Origin of the sequence: Streptomyces sp. NPDC052023 (genome assembly GCF_044548465.1) — a bacterium.
Taxonomy (GTDB): domain Bacteria; phylum Actinomycetota; class Actinomycetes; order Streptomycetales; family Streptomycetaceae; genus Streptomyces.
Window position 1 is genome coordinate 274,051 of record NZ_JBIUBW010000007.1, and the last position, 12,851, is coordinate 286,901.

The 12,851-nt window shown below is 73.0% G+C and carries 13 protein-coding genes and 2 pseudogenes; 10 read left to right on the plus strand and 5 right to left on the minus strand.

The features are described from left to right. Positions 1 to 39 precede the first annotated feature (39 nt). Genes ACIHCM_RS17890 through ACIHCM_RS17915 form a run of 6 tightly spaced genes read left to right on the plus strand, consistent with a single transcriptional unit; the run spans position 40 to position 5,256 of the window. Positions 40 to 1,440 carry a sensor histidine kinase gene (locus ACIHCM_RS17890; RefSeq protein WP_399896310.1) on the plus strand — a complete coding sequence of 467 codons (1,401 nt, stop codon included), beginning with the start codon at positions 40 to 42 and terminating at the stop codon, positions 1,438 to 1,440. Continuing rightward, entirely contained in the window at positions 1,437 to 1,859 is a 423-nt protein-coding gene (locus tag ACIHCM_RS17895) for a roadblock/LC7 domain-containing protein (RefSeq protein ID WP_399896313.1), read from the plus strand. The genes ACIHCM_RS17890 and ACIHCM_RS17895 overlap by 4 nt, the downstream gene beginning before the upstream one ends. Next, positions 1,856 to 2,218 (plus strand): DUF742 domain-containing protein, encoded by a 363-nt coding sequence (locus ACIHCM_RS17900; protein ID WP_399896318.1) that lies wholly within the window; start codon positions 1,856 to 1,858, stop codon positions 2,216 to 2,218. Before ACIHCM_RS17895 ends, ACIHCM_RS17900 begins: the two co-directional genes overlap by 4 nt. Beyond that, on the plus strand, positions 2,190 to 2,798 hold the full coding sequence (locus ACIHCM_RS17905) for a GTP-binding protein (protein ID WP_399896320.1): 609 nt from the start codon (positions 2,190 to 2,192) through the stop codon (positions 2,796 to 2,798). The genes ACIHCM_RS17900 and ACIHCM_RS17905 overlap by 29 nt, the downstream gene beginning before the upstream one ends. Next, positions 2,795 to 4,033 carry a cytochrome P450 gene (locus ACIHCM_RS17910; RefSeq protein WP_399896323.1) on the plus strand — a complete coding sequence of 413 codons (1,239 nt, stop codon included), beginning with the start codon at positions 2,795 to 2,797 and terminating at the stop codon, positions 4,031 to 4,033. Before ACIHCM_RS17905 ends, ACIHCM_RS17910 begins: the two co-directional genes overlap by 4 nt. Next, a complete protein-coding gene (locus tag ACIHCM_RS17915; RefSeq protein ID WP_399896326.1) occupies positions 4,030 to 5,256 on the plus strand; it encodes a cytochrome P450 in 1,227 nt (408 codons plus the stop codon). Before ACIHCM_RS17910 ends, ACIHCM_RS17915 begins: the two co-directional genes overlap by 4 nt. Positions 5,257 to 5,385: 129 nt before the next feature. Here the strand turns inward: ACIHCM_RS17915 and ACIHCM_RS17920 are convergent, their stop codons facing one another. Next, a complete protein-coding gene (locus ACIHCM_RS17920; RefSeq protein ID WP_399896436.1) occupies positions 5,386 to 6,855 on the minus strand; it encodes a helix-turn-helix domain-containing protein in 1,470 nt (489 codons plus the stop codon). Between the two features lie 333 nt (positions 6,856 to 7,188). On the opposite strand from ACIHCM_RS17920, the gene ACIHCM_RS17925 reads away from it, so the two are divergent. The 3 genes and pseudogenes from ACIHCM_RS17925 (at position 7,189) to ACIHCM_RS17935 (ending at position 9,700) form a co-directional block, all read left to right on the plus strand. Then, positions 7,189 to 7,809, plus strand: a complete 621-nt coding sequence (locus ACIHCM_RS17925; RefSeq protein ID WP_399896329.1) for an L-threonylcarbamoyladenylate synthase — start codon at positions 7,189 to 7,191, stop codon at positions 7,807 to 7,809. Positions 7,810 to 7,860: 51 nt separating this feature from the next. Then, positions 7,861 to 8,331 (plus strand): annotated as a pseudogene (locus tag ACIHCM_RS17930) (dienelactone hydrolase family protein); the annotation flags it as partial. Positions 8,332 to 8,500: 169 nt separating this feature from the next. Continuing rightward, positions 8,501 to 9,700: a glycoside hydrolase family 64 protein gene (locus ACIHCM_RS17935; RefSeq protein ID WP_399896333.1), complete on the plus strand. Its 1,200-nt coding sequence runs from the start codon at positions 8,501 to 8,503 to the stop codon at positions 9,698 to 9,700. Positions 9,701 to 9,766: 66 nt separating this feature from the next. On the opposite strand, the gene ACIHCM_RS17940 is transcribed toward ACIHCM_RS17935, so the two are convergent. Beyond that, positions 9,767 to 10,099 (minus strand): hypothetical protein, encoded by a 333-nt coding sequence (locus ACIHCM_RS17940; protein WP_399896336.1) that lies wholly within the window; start codon positions 10,097 to 10,099, stop codon positions 9,767 to 9,769. A 237-nt stretch (positions 10,100 to 10,336) separates the two neighbouring features. Here ACIHCM_RS17940 and ACIHCM_RS17945 point away from each other — a divergent pair. Beyond that, a pseudogene (locus tag ACIHCM_RS17945) lies at positions 10,337 to 10,543 on the plus strand (AAA family ATPase); the annotation flags it as partial. A 131-nt stretch (positions 10,544 to 10,674) separates the two neighbouring features. On the opposite strand, the gene ACIHCM_RS17950 reads toward ACIHCM_RS17945, so the two are convergent. The 3 genes from ACIHCM_RS17950 to ACIHCM_RS17960 all read right to left on the minus strand — a co-directional run bounded on the left by ACIHCM_RS17950 (position 10,675) and on the right by ACIHCM_RS17960 (position 12,673). Beyond that, positions 10,675 to 12,174, minus strand: coding sequence for a chloride channel protein (locus ACIHCM_RS17950; protein WP_399896339.1), 1,500 nt, complete (start codon positions 12,172 to 12,174; stop codon positions 10,675 to 10,677). Beyond that, complete coding sequence (locus tag ACIHCM_RS17955; RefSeq protein WP_399896342.1) at positions 12,167 to 12,454, minus strand: SHOCT domain-containing protein; 288 nt, start codon at positions 12,452 to 12,454, stop codon at positions 12,167 to 12,169. Before ACIHCM_RS17955 ends, ACIHCM_RS17950 begins: the two co-directional genes overlap by 8 nt. 84 nt (positions 12,455 to 12,538) lie before the next feature. Further along, positions 12,539 to 12,673 carry a hypothetical protein gene (locus ACIHCM_RS17960; RefSeq protein WP_399896345.1) on the minus strand — a complete coding sequence of 45 codons (135 nt, stop codon included), beginning with the start codon at positions 12,671 to 12,673 and terminating at the stop codon, positions 12,539 to 12,541. Between the last annotated feature and the right edge of the window lie 178 nt (positions 12,674 to 12,851).

Sequence of the window (12,851 nt, forward strand, 5' to 3'; positions counted from 1 at the left end):
GGATTCCGTTCTGCCCCGACCTCCCCTGGAACCCTTTCGATGATCGAACTACCGGACCTGGCCGCCGGTGCGCTCGCCGCCGGCACACTGTCCGCGCTCGCCCTGAGCGGCGGGCTCGTGCGGTCCCGCCGTCAACAGGCCCGGCAGCGAGCCGAGATCGCTTCCCTGCGCCGCCAACTCGACGGCAACCTCAACGCGTTCACGGCGGAACTCGGGCACCTGGCCGCACAGCGCATGCCGGCCGCCGCCCGGCAGCTCGACCGCCCCCACCTCGCGGTGCCCGGTCCCCGTCAGCCGCATCTCACCGGCACCCCGCTGGGCGGCGCCCTGGACGACGTCCTGGGGGCGCTGCGCACGGAGCTGACCTCGCAGCGCACCCGCATCGACGCGGCCGCGCAGGCCGGGATGCGGGGCGCCACCCGGGAGATCCAGGCGGCGTTGTACCGGCTGCAGGACGCCCTGCACGGGCTGCAACAGCGCTACGACGATCCTGAGTTGGCGCAGACGCTGTTCGAACTCGACCACGAGAACGAGCAGTCGCTGCGCCGGGCGCAGATCACCGCCGTGGTGTGCGGGGCGTGGGTCGGGCTCGCCCGTGAGGAGTCCCATCTGGTGGACGCCGTGACGGGCGGTCAGGCCCGGCTCGCGGGTTACCGGCGGGTCCGTGTGCACAACCATCTGGAACCGGGCACGGCCCTCGTGTCGCATGCGGTCGAGCCGGTCGCGATCATCGTCGCCGAGCTGCTGGACAACGCGCTGCGGCACTCCGCGCCCGACACCGACGTGACGGTCAACCTGGAACACGTCCACCACGGAGCGTGCGTCACCATCGACGACGCCGGCCTCGGCATGACCCAGGACGAACGGGACCGCGCCCAGCGGCTGGTGGCCGGCTCGGAGCCGATCCTGCTGACCGACCTGGGCGATCCGCCGCGCATGGGCCTGGCGGCGATCGGCCGGCTGACCCGGCAGTTCGACCTCGGCGTGGACCTGTCCTCGCCGTCCCCGTACGGCGGGGTGCGCGCCGTGCTGCTGGTCGACAGCCACCTGCTGAGCCACGTCGACCCCGAGGAGCGCCCGCCCGCGGCCAGCGCCCCGCGCTCGACCCGCCGGGCCGAACCCCAGGCGCCGCCGTCCCCGGCACACGCGTACGGCACCGAAGCGGACGACGCCGCCTCCGGCGCCGTATCGCCGCACGGCGGGCCGCGGGACGCCGGGGGGCTGCCGCAACGGCGGCGCCGTACCCGGGCGCCCGCCTCCGGCGAGGCCGCGCCCCGCGCGCGGGCGCGACGGCCCGAGGAGGCCGCGGCCGCTCTGGGCGCGCTGCAGTCCGGTACGGCGGCGGCCCGGGCCGTCGCCCGGGACGGCGGCCCCGAGCCGGCCGACGAAGCGACCAGCGACACCGAACAGACCGACTACGAAGGGGGAGCGGCTCGATGACCAGCCGCGATGCGGGCGACACGGCGTGGGTGCTCGAACCGATCCTGGAGGTACCGCACGTCGTGGCCGCCGTCCTGCTCACCCGGGACGGACTCGTCACCGGCTACACCGACGCGCTGTCGCAGCCGTCGGCCGAGCGGGTGGCCGCCATCACCAGCACCGTGCAGGGCGCGTGCCGGACGGCCGCGGCGGCCTTCGCCGACCGGGACCGGGCCGAGGTGCGCCAGGTCGTCATCGAGTCCGACCACGGCTACGTACTGATCGTGCCGACGGACCACGGCACCGTCGTCGCCGCCCACGGGGACTCCGAGGTGCGGCTGGACCTGCTGGCGCACCGGGTGCACTCGCAGGTGGCGCGGCTCGGCGAGAAGGCGATGGCCGCGGCGCCCCGAGGAGCCGACGGCGGCCCGTCGGCATGACCGGCCGCCGGGGCGGCCGTCCCCTGGTTCCCGCGTATCTGTCGACGGGCGGTGTGGCCCGGCCGAGCCGCCCGCGTCTGGAGCGGCTCTCGGTACTCACCGGCAGCGGCGAACCCCCGCCGGAGGATCTGCCGGCCGCCCAGCTGGCGCTCCTCGACGAACTGGCCGGCGGCTCGCTGACCGTGGTGGAGGCCGCGGCGCTGCTGCGGCTGCCGGTCTCCGCGGTGCGGGTGCTGGCGGCCGGACTCGTCGACCGGAACCTGGCGCTCGCCCGCGCGCCGATCCCACCCGCCGAACGGTTCGACCCCGACCTGCTGAAGAGAGTGGCCGATGGCCTCCGCGACCTCAAGCACAACTAGCGGCATCCACCTCCCCGACAGCGCCCGTGAACTGGTGAAAATCCTGGTCGCGGGCCCGTTCGGGGTGGGCAAGACGACCCTGATCGACTCCGTGTCCGAGATCCGGCCGCTGCACACGGAGGAGCACCTCACCGAGGCGTCCACGACGGTGGACGACCTCGCCGGGGTGCGGGACAAGTCGACGACCACCGTCGCCATCGACTTCGGCCGCATCAGCCTGACCGGCGGGATCGTGCTCTATCTGTTCGGCACGCCCGGACAGGAACGGTTCCGCTCGCTGTGGGACGACATCGCGTACGGGGCGCTCGGCGCGCTCGTGCTGGTGGACAGCCGCCGGATCGAGGCCTCGTTCGACGTGCTCGGGCTGGTCGAGGAGAGCGGACTGCCGTACGCGGTCGCCTTCAACGCCTTCCCGGACGCCCCTCGCCACTACAGCGAGGAGCAGTTGCGCGCCGCGCTCGACCTGGATCCGGGCACGCCGATGGTGACGTGTGACGCCCGGGAGCGCGACTCCTCCCTCGACGCGCTGCTCGCCCTGGTCCAGCATCTGATCGACCGCCACCCCCCGGAGTCCCGGTGACCACCTATCCCCCTGCCCGGCAGGCCTTCTCCCGCTCGGTGCCGGTGCGCCTGTGGGAGGACGGCTTCGCGCTGGATCCGTACCGCTACTACGCTGATCTGCGCGCCCAGGGCCCGATCGGCTGGGCCGAACTCGCGCCGGGCGTACCGGCGTACGTCGTCGTCGACCGGCGGGCCGCGCTGGACCTGCTGCACGACACCGAGACGTTCTCGCACGACCCCCGGCCGTGGGAGGCGACCGTCGCCGACGACTCGCCGGTCCTCGGCATGATGCGCTGGCGCCCCAACACCCTGTTCGCCGACGGGGCCGACCATGTGCGCTACCGCACCACGCTGATCGACACCTTCGATCTGGTCGAGCCGCACGACCTGCGGGCGCGGGTGCACCGGGCGGTGCACGTGCTGGTGAGCAGGTTCGGGCCGCTCGGCGAGGCCGATCTGGTGGCGGACTTCGCCCGCCCCCTGATGGCGCTCGTCTTCAACAGCCTCTTCGGAATGCCGGACAGCGAGAGCGAACGGCTCAACGCCGCCCTCGGCAAGGTGATCGAGGGGGGCAGCGAGGCCGCCGAGGGCGAGGCCGAGTTCGGCGACTACGTGATCGGGCTGATCGCCGCCAAGGTCGGGCAGCGCGGTGACGACCTGCCGAGCCGGCTCCTCGACCACCCGGCGGGACTCACCCCCGAGGAGGTCACCTGGCAGGTGTTCCTCACCCTGGGCGCAGGGCACGAACCGACCTCGAACCTGCTGTCGAACGCGCTGTCGAGGATTCTCGGCAACCCCGAGTACTACTCGACCCTCACCAGCGGGGCCCGGCCCGTGACGGACGCGGTGGTGGAGGTGCTGCACCACGAGACGCCGCTCGCCAACTACGGCATCCACTTCGCCCGCAGCCCCCTGTCGTTCCACGGCGTGTGGATCCGGGCGGCGGTGCCGGTGGTCATCTCCTACGGCGCGCTGGCGCACTTCGCGGAGCAGGAGCACGGCGGCACCCGGCGCCCCGGGGACGCCTCGCACCTGTCCTGGTCGGCGGGTCCGCACGCCTGCCCGGTCAAGCAGCACACGCTGCTCATCGTCACGGAGGCGATCGAGCGGCTCACCCAGTGGCTGCCCGACATGGAGCCCCTCGTGCCCCGGGAGCGCCTGACCTGGCGCCCGGGTCCCTTCCACCGGTCGCTGACCGCGCTGCCCGTGCGCTTCACCCCGCGCTCCCCCGACCAGCCAGGAGACCGCACATGACCGAGACCGAGCGCATCGCCATCGACCCGTTCGGCGCCGACATCGCCGGCGAGACCGCCCGGCTTCGCGCTCTCGGCGCCGTGGTGCCCGTGGAGCTGCCCGGCGGCATTCCCGCCTGGGCGCCCACCGGCTACGACGTGCTCCGGGAGCTGATCCTCGACCCGCAGGTCAGCAAAGACCCCCGGCTGCACTGGAGGTTGTGGCCCGAGATCGGCCAACGCCCCTCCTGGGGCTGGATCCTGGGCTGGATCGGCGTCGTCAACATGCTCTCCACCTACGGCGCCGACCACGCCCGGCTGCGCAAGCTGGTCTCGCCGAGCTTCACCCACCGGCGCACCGATGCGATGCGCCCGCGCGTCGAGGCGGTCACCGCCGGGCTGCTCGACGCGCTGGAGACGGCCGGGGCCGACGGTGGTGTGGTGGACGTCAGAGCGGGGTTCGCCGAGCCGCTGCCGATGCGGATCATCTGCGACCTGTTCGGGGTGCCGGACGCGATGCGGGACGACACGAGGCGGATGATCGCGGCGATCATGGACACCTCCGATCCCAGCCCCGAACACGCGGCCTTTGTGCAACGGCAGATCGGCACGGTGCTGCCGGCGCTGATCGCGCACCGCAGCGAGCGCCCCGGCGACGACCTCACCACCGAGCTGATCCGGGTACGGGACGAGGACGGCGACCGGCTGAGCGACGAGGAACTGCTGTACACCCTGCTCCTGGTGATCGGGGCCGGGTTCGAGACGACCGTGAACCTGATCGGGAACGCGGTCGTCGCCCTGCTGCGAAACCCCGGGCAACTGGCCGCCGTGCGGGCCGGGGAGATCACCTGGGACGCGGTCGTCGACGAGACACTGCGGGTCCATCCGTCCATCGCGTCGCTGCCGCTGCGCTTCGCCGTCACGGACGTCAAGGCCGGCGGCGTCACCATTCCGGCCGGGGACGCCATCATCACGACGTACGCCGCCGCCGGTCTCGACCCCGCTCACTACGGGCCGGACGCGGCCGTCTTCGACGCCACGCGCGGCGCGGACGACCACCTGGCGTTCGGGATCGGTGTGCACCGGTGCATCGGCGCCCCGCTGGCCCGGCTGGAGGCGCTCACCGCGCTGCCCGCGCTGTTCGCGCGTTTCCCCGGGATCCGGCCCGCCGGGGGCGAGCTGCGGCAGGTGCCGTCCTTCATCGCGTTCGGCTGGCAGGAGGTGCCGGTACGGCTGCGGGACTGAGTCGGCCGGCACCGCCCGGGGCCCGACCGGTCCCCCGTTCCGGTCGTGCCCCTGCGGCCCGCCTCGAACCTACGTGCACGGTTGGCTCATTGTGTATCGCGTCCGTGCCCGTTCGGGCGCCGCGAGGACTCAACCGTGCACAGGTGCGTCCGGATGGCCCGGATTCGCCCCCCGCAGGACGGGCTGGTCGAGGTCACCGTGCGCCAGATGGGCGAGCACGACCTCGTAGAGGTCACTGCCCCCGGCCAGAAGCTGCCGTTCGAGTACGGGCTCGGCGCTGCGCACGTGCTCGCGCACGGTCTGCGCGTGGACGCCCAGAAGGTGCGCGGCGCGTTCGGCGTTGCCGCCGGCCGCGATCCAGGTGCGCAGGGTGCGGCGCAGGTTCCGGGTGTCGGAGTCCAGACGGCGCAGCAGCTCACCGGACCAGGTGCGCAGGGCGGGACCGGCCAGCAGATCGGTCAGCCGGGTCCCCGCACCGCCACCACCGTCCGGCAACTGAGCCGCGGACGCCTGGGTGTTGAGGGCCAGGTGGACGGTGGCCCGGACGGTGAGGTCGGACAGGTCGGTGCCGAGCAGGCCCTCCGCGCGTTCCATGCGGGCGCGGACGGTGTTACGGCTGACGCCCAGCACCGCCGCCGCGTTGACGGCGGTGAACTCCAGGCCCAGGCGCGTGGTGGCGAGGAGTTCGGCGCGGGTGTGGTGCGGCAGCGCGTCCAGGGGACGCAGGACGCGGGCCGCCCAGTCGCGCAGGGCGACCGGGTCCATGAGCCGTTCGGGGTGCGTGCGCTCGGCGTACACCGCCGCCCGGTCCGGGCGGAAGTGCGCGACGGCGAGGGCACTGACCGCCTGGCCGTACGCGGTCGCGGTCCGGGCGAGGCTCTGCCGGGCGCTGCCTCCGAGAAAGGTTCCGGGGCGGTCACCGACCAGTTCGCGCAGCTCCGCGGCGGCGGCCTCGCCCGGCGTCACGACGATCACATGAGCGTCGACAGCCGGGCAGCGCACGACGAGTGCCTGCTCCGCCGTGGCACGGACGCACTCCTCGGCGAACCGGTCGCGGTCCTCGGGGCGGCTCTCGGCGACATAGACGCAGGCCGTGTCCGTGTCGAGGAGACCGGGCCACAGCCCCGCGGCGACCCGGCGGGCGGAGACGGTGTCCTCGACCATGAGCAGTTGCAGGATCGCGAGCCGCAGATCCGAGGTGGCACGCCGCAGGCGGTGCCCGGCAGCGGTGCTCTCGCGGGCCCGCAGCAGGACTTCGAGCACTCCGGCGGTGTGGGTCACGATGTCCGCGGTACGCCGGTCGAAGGCCCCGGGACGGGCCACGGCGAGGACGCCGGCCGTCGCCGGGTGCGGGAGTTCGACCCGGACCATCCTCAGGTGGCGTACGGGGTCCTGGAGCGCGGCGGAGGCGATCCGGCCGGCGACGATGTCGGCGACCAGAGCCTCGTCGAGGGGCGTGCGGGTGCCGGCGAGGAGGTTGCCGGAGTCGTCCTGGAGGGCCACGTCCGCATGCGTGGCGGCGGCGAGCCAGGCGACGACCTTGCGGACATCGCGCCCGGACGGCCGCAGATGGTCGAGCAGCTCCTGCGCCCACGTCATGTCCCCGCCGACCACCGTCTCCGCGCGACGGCGCTCGCCCTCTCGCCCGGCCACGTCCTGTCCCTGTCCCTTCACCTGGCACTGCGCCCGCACCGGGCACGTCGGTCGGGGACCTTACCTCAAGGTGAGCCACGGAGCCCTGGGACTTTAGCGGCGTGGACGGGCGTACGGGGCCGGGTGAACGGGCGGCGAACGGGCAGCCCCTGTCGTCCACCGCTCTCCCGCCGCCGCGGCACTCCCCGCCACCCACCGCTCCCCCCTCCACCCCCTCGCACACGACTCCACTCCCCTGTCCGCTCGGCCGCCCCCGCCCCCGCGGCATAAGCTCGGCAGATGGCGAAGTACTACGACGTGCACCCCGACAACCCCCAGCCGCGCACTATCACCCAGATCGCGGACAGCGTCCGGTCGGGGGCGCTCATCGCATACCCCACCGACTCCTGCTACGCGCTCGGCTGCCGGCTGGGCAGCAAGGACGGCACCGACCGGATCCGGTCCATCCGCCGGCTCGACGACCGGCATCACTTCACCCTCGTGTGCCAGGACTTCGCGCAGCTCGGCCAGTTCGTGCGGGTCGACAAGGACGTGTTCCGCGCGATCAAGGCCTCCACGCCGGGCAGCTACACGTTCATCCTGCCCGCGACGAAGGAGGTGCCGCGCATGCTCCAGCACCCCAAGAAGAAGACGGTGGGCGTGCGCATCCCCGACCACGTCGTCACCCAGGCCCTGCTCGCGGAACTGGGCGAGCCCCTGCTGTCCAGCACGCTGCTCCTGCCCGACGAGGAGGAGCCGATGACGCAGGGCTGGGAGATCAAGGACCGGCTCGACCACGTCCTGGACGGGGTGGTCGACTCCGGGGACTGCGGCACGGAACCGACGACGGTGATCGACTTCTCCGAGGGGGAGGCCGAGATCGTACGGCGCGGGGCGGGTGACACCACCCGGTTCGAATAGCCCGGGCACACGGCGGAGGCGGGCGGGTCGGCCGACGGGGCTCTTGCCCGCCCGATGGTGCGGTCGCTGACGCCCGAGCTCGCGATGCGCGACGCCGGGGTGTACCTGCGATGGCTGGCGGAGCGCCCCGAGGTGGCGGACGGCCCCGTCGCGGTGACCGGCTACTGCTTCGTCGCCCGGCTGTCACTGCTGACCGCCGGGACGTACCCGGACCGCGTCGCGGCGGCAGCCGGATTCCACGGCGGCCAACTGGCGACGGACGAGCCGGACAGTCCGCACCTGGTGACGGACCGGATCACCGCGGAGCTGTACTTCGGTCACGCCGACCACGACCCGTCCCTGCCGCCGGAGCAGGTCCAGCGCCTGGACGACGCGCTGACGGCGGCAGGCGTACGGCACCGCTGCGAGGTCCACCCGGACGCGCCACACGGTTTCACGCAGTCCGACACCGCGTCGTACCAGCCCGAGGGCGACACGCGGCACTGGGCGGCCCTGCTGGACCTCCTGGACCGCACCTTCTGACCGCTCGCACCCGACTCTCCCGCGACGACGAAGGGCGGCGCCCCCAACAGGCGGGCGCCGCCTTCCTGTTGCCGAAGTCATTGACATGCTCGCGCCCTGACGCAACTCTGAGAGCGCTCTCACACACAGGTACGGACCAACTCCCCCCACACCCGCACGGAGGTGGAGAGTGCTCGCAAGCCTCACACACCGGTTCCTCACGTCAGCCGCGGCGGCCACCCTGCTCGGCGCCCTGCTCACGTTCGGCACCTCGCCGCCCGCGGACGCCGCGGTGCCCGCCACGATCCCACTGAAGATCACCAACAGCTCCGGCCGGGGCGAACCCGTGTACGTCTACACCCTCGGCACCTCGCTGACGACGGGTCAGCAGGGCTGGGCCGACGCGAACGGCACCTTCCACGCCTGGCCCGCCGGCGGCAACCCGCCGACCCCGGCGCCGGACGCGTCGATCACCGGACCGGCCGCCGGGCAGTCCAAGACGATCCGGATCCCCAAGCTCTCCGGCCGGATCTACTTCTCGTACGGCCAGAAGCTCGACTTCCGCCTCACCACCGGCGGTCTGGTGCAGCCGGCCGTGCAGAATCCGGGCGATCCGAACCGCAACATCCTCTTCAACTGGTCCGAGTACACCCTCAACGACTCCGGCCTGTGGCTCAACAGCACCCAGGTCGACATGTTCTCGGCGCCCTACTCGGTCGGGGTGCAGCGCGCCGACGGCGGCGTGGTCAGCACCGGACGACTGAAGCCGGGCGGCTACACCGGGGTCCTCGACGCGCTGCGGGCCCAGCCGGGCGGCTGGGGCGGACTGATCCAGACCCGCTCCGACGGCACGGTGCTGCGGGCGCTGTCACCGCTGTACGGGCTGGAGACCGGGGCCCTTCCGGCGTCGGTCATGAACGACTACATCGACAGGGTCTGGCAGAAGTACGCCACCACGACGCTGACCGTCACGCCGTTCGGGGACCAGCCGAACACGAAGTACTTCGGGCGGGTCTCGGGTGGTGTCATGAACTTCACCAACAGTTCCGGCGCGGTCGTCACGAGCTTCCACAAGCCCGACGCGAGCAGCGTCTTCGGCTGTCACCGGCTGCTCGACGCCCCCAACGACCAGGTGCGCGGGCCCATCTCCCGCACCCTGTGCGCGGGTTTCAACCGCTCGACACTGCTCGCCGACCCCGACCAGCCGGACACCTCGCCGGCGAACTTCTACAAGGACGCGGTCACCAACCACTACGCCCGGATCATCCATGACCGGATGGCCGACGGGAAGGCGTACGCCTTCGCCTTCGACGACGTAGGCCACCACGAATCCCTGATCCACGACGGCAACCCGCAGCAGGCGAACCTGACGCTGGATCCGTTCAGCTGAGCCGGAGCACCTGCCCTGACCAGGCCGGGGCCCCACGGCCCCGGTCTGCGCCATGTTGCCGGACCGTCAGTGGACGACGGTGAAACTGCGCCACAGTCCCGTGGAGCGGACCGCCTCGTCCGACGTCTCCGTGGGCAGATACACGCTCTCTGCGCCCTTCGGCTCGGTGCAATCGGGTGTCGTGTACAGGATGATGTCGTTGAGCGTCTGATTGTTGACGTGGACCACCCCTTCGCGGAAGCGGTGGCACCCCTTGACCGACGGGTCCGAGAGGACCTCCACCGACTCGCGCTCGGTGCGCAACTCGATCGTGCCGAGCGCGTGATCCTCGCAGGCTGTCACCACGAGGCCGAGCATCACGACGCCGGTGAGCGCGGTCAGCGACCGTCTGGCGGCCATCGAACCTCCTGTGCGTGGCGAGGAGCCGGCTGGAACGTCGTCCCGGCACCACTATCCGCCGGAGCCGGCGGATGCGCCCGGTGAGGACGACCGTTGCGGGGACCAGGGGGCCGGCGGGGCGCCTCGCGCACGGCACAGGGTGACGTGACAGGTGATAGTGGACTGAGGCACGTTCCGGCGTCACCCCGGGGAGGCTTGTTGACCGGCAGGGTCCAGGGAGCACGGGTGGTGGTCGTGATGGGTGTGCCGGCCTCCGGCAAGTCCACCGTGGGCGTGCACCTCGCGCGCCGGCTCGGCGTGCCGTTCCTGGAGGGCGACGATCTCCACCCCGAGGCCAGCCGCGCCAAGATGGCGTCCGGGCGTCCTCTCGACGACGCCGACCGGCGGCCCTGGCTGGCGGTCCTCGCCGAGTGGATCCGGTCGGCCGCGGCGAGCGGGCGCGGGGGCGTCGTGCGGTGCGGCGATGTCGCGCGCGGCGGACGCGGGTCGTGGCTCTCCGGCGGGTCAGGCCCACGGCCGGGTACGACTGCCACGTCGGCCCCTTTCCTCCGACCGTCACGTGAGCTTCCGTCTCCTCACCCCCCGTCACGTGAGTCTCCGTCCGGCGCCGCACCCCGGTTCCGGTGTCGGTCTGCCCCGGCCCGTGCGCATCCGGCGCTGCCGCGCCTTGGGCGGCGGTCGTCCCCCGTTGCCGCGGGAGGTGCCGCCTGCTTGCCGACCTGCGGCACGGGGCGCCCGGCCGGCAGCAGCTGGACCGTCACGAAGGCCACCACGGACGCGAGGATCACGACGGGGATCACCGCATCGCTGCGCAGCACCAGGACCACCAGCACCACGCTGCTGACCGGCAGCCGCAGCGTGGCCACCGCGGCGGCAGCCATGCCCGCCGCCATGCCGGGGACGACTCCGAGGCCGGGCAGCGGCGCGAGCAGCACACCCGCCGCGGCACCGAGGAAGAGCGCGGGAAAGATGGGACCGCCCCGCAGGCTGCCGAGGCACAGCCCGTACGCCACTCCCTTGCACAGCAGTACGGCGATCAGGGCACCGACGCCCCAGTCCTGCGGATTCTCCGCCAGCTGGCCCAGCGTGGCCTGGCCGGACGACGCCACGTCCGCCGGCGTCCGGCCGACGCTCAGCGCGTACACCGACGCGCACGCCCCGGCGGCGAGAGCGCAGATCACCGTGCCGGTGACGAGCCGCCCCGCGACGAAGCGCGCCACCCACCGCCCGGTCGCCAGGATCGTGTGGAGTGCGGCGGCGATGCCGACGGCCATGACGACGGACCACAGCACGTCCCCTGCGTCGAGCCGGGGAATCGGGGCGCCCAGGGTCAGCGACAGGTTTCCCGTGGACAGGCCGGTCCAGCGGCCGAATCCGGTGAAGACGAGCGCCCCGATCCCGCTGGACAGCAGCGCCGGCAGCATCACCGCGAACAGCTGAGGGGCCCCTACTCCGGCCATCTCGATGAGAATGACGGCGGCGACCAACGGATTTCCGAAGATCGCGGACAGTGCGGCGGCGGCGCCGGCCGCGCCGAGGAACGCCATGCCCTGCGGTGCCTTCAGTGTTCTGACCAGTTCCGCGAACAGCAGTGCGAGGCCGCTGCCGAGGGCGATCAACGGGGCTTCCGGGCCCAGTGTGGCGCCGAGGGGCAGACTGGCCGCGGCCGCGAGGATCACCCCCGGCAGGGCGGCAGGAGTCGTCCCTTTGGCGTTCAGGCCCCCGGCGGCGATGTGACCGCCGCTGCCCGGCAGATGCTTGACGACCAGCCCGACGGCTACGCCGGCCACCGCGAGCAGCGGCAATGGCCACCACCAGGGAGGAGTCTCCCAGCCCAGCCGCGCCGGCAGTCCGGCCCACATCAGGTGCTCCAGCTGATGGAGGCCGGCGAGGAACCAGAACGCGGCGAGGGAGACCGGGACGCCGACGAGCGCCGAGGCGACGAGGGCCTTCTGGTAGGCCGGGGTGCGCAACAGATCACGCAGCCGGTCCGCCTCCTCCGGCTGGGTCCCGGCGGGGTCCCCGGGGGCCGGGCCCGCCTGCCGCGCGGCTCCTCGCCCTTCCGTGTCAGGCAAGGACCCGGCGCTTCTGGGCTTCGAACTCCTCCTCGCTGAGCACTCCCTGGGCCTTGAGGTCGGCGAGTTGCTTCAGCTGGTCGATCTTGCTGGTCATGTCGTCGGCGGCCGGATCGGGCGCGGCGGCGGCAGGCGCGGCCGGCGGCTGGGACGCGGTCCGGAGCCGGCTGTCCTGCTCGGCCCAGCGGCCCGCCTGCCGCCCCGAGACGCGGTTGGACACCGCGGTGGCGGTACCCGCGACGACGGCCGTGCGGGCGACCGCACGGAGAAGTCCTGGCATGCTCACTCATCTCCCATCTGGTCCGGGCGAAGGTGCGGCGGGACGACGGAGGGCGTCCGGCCCGCCCGACGGCCACGGGTCCGCTCAGGGCGCCGCCGGCTCGGTCGCGTCGAGCGACGCCACCAGCGCGTCCACGGAAATGCGCCCGCTCGCCACCAGTTGGGCCCCGCCGCGCCGCAGGGCCCGGGCCATCGGGGCGGCCCCTACGTTCTCGTACACGAGGATCGTCCCCCGCCTCGCGCAACTCCACCACCCACCGACCCGTCGGCGTCCTTGCGCACGAAGCCGAGGTCGATGATCCGGCCGACACCTCCTTCGACGTCGGTCGCCCGCGGCGCGGCCGGAGGTAGCACCTGCAGTCATTGCAGCACCCGATCACCGGCCCCGCACGTCCGCG